Genomic DNA, 4,193 nt, shown 5'->3' on the forward strand with positions numbered 1-4,193 from the left:
AAAAGAGCAGATCATTTTAGATCCTGGCGTCGGTTTTGCGAAATCACCTGCACAAAACATTGAAGTCATTCGTCACTTAGACGACATTGCTGTATGGGGCTATCCTGTTCTTCTTGGGACGTCGAGAAAGTCCTTTATCGGCCAAGTGCTCGATTTGCCTGTAGATCAGAGGCTCGAGGGCACGGGAGCCACTGTATGTTACGGAATCACAAAGGGAGCAGGTATCGTGCGCGTGCATGACGTTAAACAAATTGCGCGCATGGTAAAAATGATGGATGCGCTCATCGGAAAGGGAGATTGGCATGGATAAAATTCTCATCAATGGTATGCGTTTTTATGGCTACCACGGCGTGCTTCCGGAAGAGAACAGGCTAGGTCAGCGTTTTATGGCAGATGTGGTTCTGTATTTGGATTTGCAACCAGCAGGGCAGTCAGATCATTTAGCGCAAACGGTCAATTATGCAGAAGTGTATGAAGTTGTTCAGAAGGTTATGGAAGGCACTCCTGCTAAACTCCTTGAGGCGCTTGCCGAATCGGTAGCTCAAGCGCTGTTTACTGCATTTGATCACGTTCACTCTCTCACGATCAAAATTATAAAACCTGATCCCCCCATTCCTGGTCACTATGATCATGTAGCGGTAGAAATTACGAGGGAGCGGTCATCGTGAATCAAGTGTATGTAGCGCTAGGGTCAAACATGGGTGTAAGAGAACAATTTTTAAAAGAGGCTGTGTATGACCTCCATGCAATTCCTGAGACAAAGGTCGTTCGCTCGTCGTCCATTTATGAAACGGAGCCTGTTGGTTATACAAATCAAGCGCAATTTTTAAATATGGTCGTTGAAGTGCAAACATCTCTTTCACCAGCAGATCTTTTAAAAGAAACGGCTTTCATTGAACAAAGACATCATCGTAAACGCGATGTTCGCTGGGGGCCTAGGACGCTTGATATTGACATTCTGTTATATAATATGGAGAATATAAAAACAAATGAGTTGGAAATTCCCCATCCAAGAATGACACAGCGTATGTTTGTGTTACGTCCGTTGCACGATCTACTGCCGGGCTCTTTTCTTATTCCCGATGAAACGGCAACCTTATCAGAACTGATCAGGCATTGTCCTGACAAAGAAGGGATCTACGTATGGAAACACAATGCTGGGGGCGGCGCATTCGCGCTTTTCGAAAGTTAAAAGGGCATACGCAGGAGACGTTCGCAAGGCATGTAGGTGTCTCTGTCTCTATTTTAGGTGATATCGAACGTGGTCACCGGAGGCCAGACGCTGAATTGATGGCTGACATTGCGAAAAGCTTAGACATTACAATAGAAGAACTCATGCCTTTAGAAGAAAAAGAGAGGTGAGAAATTTGTTTACTATAGGAAATGTGTCTATCCCTAATCGTGTTGTACTCGCCCCTATGGCAGGCGTGTGTAACTCTGCCTTTCGGCTAACAGTGAAAGAATTTGGTGCTGGATTGGTCTGTGCCGAGATGGTCAGTGATAAAGGGATTTTGTTTAAAAACGAAAAAACGATGAACATGCTATATATAGATGAACGTGAAAAGCCAATGAGCCTGCAAATTTTCGGTGGTGAGAAAGACAGCCTTGTCGAGGCCGCTAAATTTGTAGATCAAAACTCGACAGCAGATATTATTGATATCAACATGGGATGTCCAGTTCCAAAGATTACAAAATGTGATGCAGGTGCAAAATGGCTTCTTGACCCTAAGAAAATTTATGAGATGGTAGCCGCTGTCGTCGACGCCGTAGATAAGCCTGTGACTGTAAAAATGCGCATGGGCTGGGATGAAGATCATATTTATGCGGTGGAAAATGCCCAAGCGATTGAACGAGCAGGTGGCCAAGCGGTTTCATTGCATGGACGAACGCGTGTTCAAATGTACGAAGGTCAGGCGAATTGGGATATCATTCGCGAGGTAAAGCAGTCTGTATCCATCCCAGTCATTGGAAACGGAGACGTAGAGACACCGCAAGATGCCCAACAAATGCTTGATACAACAGGTGTCGACGGTGTCATGATTGGACGAGCGGCGTTAGGGAATCCTTGGATGATTTACCGCACGGTGAAGTATCTGGAAACGGGTGTGTTGGAAGGAGAACCAACGCCTAAAGAAAAGATTGATGTGTGCCTACTTCATATGGATCGTTTAATCTCCTTAAAGAGTGAGGACATTGCGGTGAAGGAAATGCGTAAGCATGCTGCATGGTATTTGAAAGGGCTGAAAGGAAACGGTAATGCTCGAAAACAAATTAATCATTGTGAAACACGCGATGATATTGCCAATGTGCTTCGCGAGTTTGTAGAGCAGTTTGGTGAGACGAGACAGGCCGTAGGTTAATTGAAGAAGAGAGATCGGAGTGATGGAGATGGGCACGGAAGAACAAAGTGATCAGTTGCAGGTGCGTCGCGAAAAGTTACAAATGATTCGTAATACAGGAGCGGATCCGTTTGGTCAAAGATTTGAGCGCACGCACAAGTCAGCAGAGCTGTTTCAAACATATGATCAATTTTCAAAAGAAGAGCTTGAAGCTAAAGAAAGCGAAGCAGAGGTTGTCATTGCTGGACGGATTATGACAAAACGGGGAAAAGGGAAAGCAGGATTTGCTCACATTCAAGATTTGGATGGACAAATCCAGCTTTATGTTCGCAAGGATACCGTTGGTGAAGACACCTATGAGCTATTTAAACTAGCGGATCTTGGAGATATTGTCGGTGTGAAGGGGCAAATGTTTAAAACGAATGTCGGTGAACTATCTATTAAGGTTCATCATTTTGAAATCTTATCAAAGGCCCTTCGCCCGTTGCCTGAAAAATATCATGGACTCAAAGATATTGAGCAACGCTATCGTCAGCGGTACTTAGATTTAATGTCAAATGATGAAAGCAAGCAGACTTTTGTGACAAGAAGTAGGATTTTACAGGCCATGCGTCATTATTTAGATGACAGGGGCTTTCTTGAAGTGGAAACGCCGATGATGCACACAATCGCTGGGGGAGCAACAGCAAAGCCTTTTGTGACGCATCACAATGCTCTTGATATGGAATTATATATGCGCATTGCGATTGAGCTCCATTTAAAACGCTTGATCGTTGGCGGGTTAGAAAAAGTATATGAGATTGGCCGCGTGTTTCGAAACGAAGGGGTATCGACACGTCATAACCCTGAATTTACAATGATCGAGCTTTATGAAGCGTATGCCGATTATAAGGATATTATGGCACTAACTGAGCAGATGATTGCTTATATCTCGAAAGAAGTGCTTGGTACACATCAAATCACATACGGTGACCATGAGGTTGATTTAAGCCCAAATTGGACAAGAAAGCATATGGTGGATGCAATCCAAGAGCATACAGGTGTAAATTTCTGGGGAGATTTCTCTGATGAAGAAGCACACGCACTTGCAAAAGAACACGGTATTGAAGTAGATTCGCACATGAGCTTCGGACATATTGTCAATGAGTTTTTTGAACAGAAGGTTGAAGAACACTTAATTCAACCAACATTTATTTACGGACATCCAGTCGCTGTGTCACCGCTTGCGAAAAAGAATGATCATGACGATCGCTTTACGGATCGTTTCGAGCTGTTTATTGTTGGACGTGAGCACGCCAACGCCTTTACTGAATTAAATGATCCTATCGATCAAAGAGAGCGATTTGAATCTCAATTAAAAGAGCGGGAAGCAGGGAATGATGAAGCCCATGAAATGGATGAAGATTTCCTTGAAGCGTTAGAGTATGGGCTGCCGCCAACTGGTGGGTTGGGTATTGGTATTGATCGCCTCGTCATGCTTTTAACAAACTCACCATCCATCAGAGATGTTCTGCTATTTCCTTTAATGCGCCAGCGCTAATTTTTCAGAAGAGAAGGGGCGGTGAAAAGCCGCCCTCTCCGTTTTTCATAATCAAAAAGATTTTTTTAAAAAAAATGCTTGAAATGAGATACAGGTCCATGGTATATTATTATCTGTCGCCGAAACGAGGCGAGGTTCACAACAACATCTATTTAAAAAACATCTTGACTTGTTTTTTTCTCGGTGTTATAATCAAAAAGTCGCTTTGACGAATCGCCCTTTGAAAACTGAACAAAAGCCAAGCGTACAAACGTGCCATGTCGAGACATCGACATGTAAAACAAACAACTGTGCAAAGGACGAATCGCTTCTAT

General features: G+C 43.6%; 6 protein-coding genes. All 6 read left to right on the top strand.

What is annotated here, in order from left to right; genetic code table 11:
* Positions 1-310 (top strand): dihydropteroate synthase (locus G4V62_RS18770; protein WP_165205142.1); only part of this gene is annotated, 310 nt, incomplete at its 5' end.
* Positions 303-668, top strand: a complete 366-nt coding sequence (folB, locus tag G4V62_RS18775; RefSeq protein WP_165205144.1) for a dihydroneopterin aldolase — start codon at positions 303-305, stop codon at positions 666-668. The genes G4V62_RS18770 and folB, both read left to right, overlap by 8 nt.
* Positions 662-1,192: a 2-amino-4-hydroxy-6-hydroxymethyldihydropteridine diphosphokinase gene (folK, locus tag G4V62_RS18780; protein WP_165205148.1), complete on the top strand. Its 531-nt coding sequence runs from the start codon at positions 662-664 to the stop codon at positions 1,190-1,192. The genes folB and folK overlap by 7 nt, the downstream gene beginning before the upstream one ends.
* Positions 1,144-1,362 (top strand): helix-turn-helix domain-containing protein, encoded by a 219-nt coding sequence (locus G4V62_RS18785; protein ID WP_165205146.1) that lies wholly within the window; start codon positions 1,144-1,146, stop codon positions 1,360-1,362. Before folK ends, G4V62_RS18785 begins: the two co-directional genes overlap by 49 nt.
* A gap of 5 nt (positions 1,363-1,367) precedes the next feature.
* On the top strand, positions 1,368-2,360 hold the full coding sequence (dusB, locus tag G4V62_RS18790) for a tRNA dihydrouridine synthase DusB (protein ID WP_165205150.1): 993 nt from the start codon (positions 1,368-1,370) through the stop codon (positions 2,358-2,360).
* Positions 2,361-2,388: 28 nt separating this feature from the next.
* Positions 2,389-3,879: a lysine--tRNA ligase gene (gene lysS / locus G4V62_RS18795; RefSeq protein WP_165205152.1), complete on the top strand. Its 1,491-nt coding sequence runs from the start codon at positions 2,389-2,391 to the stop codon at positions 3,877-3,879.
* Positions 3,880-4,193: the final 314 nt, after the last annotated feature.

The organism is Litoribacterium kuwaitense (assembly GCF_011058155.1).
In the GTDB taxonomy this organism is placed as follows: domain Bacteria; phylum Bacillota; class Bacilli; order Bacillales; family DSM-28697; genus Litoribacterium; species Litoribacterium kuwaitense.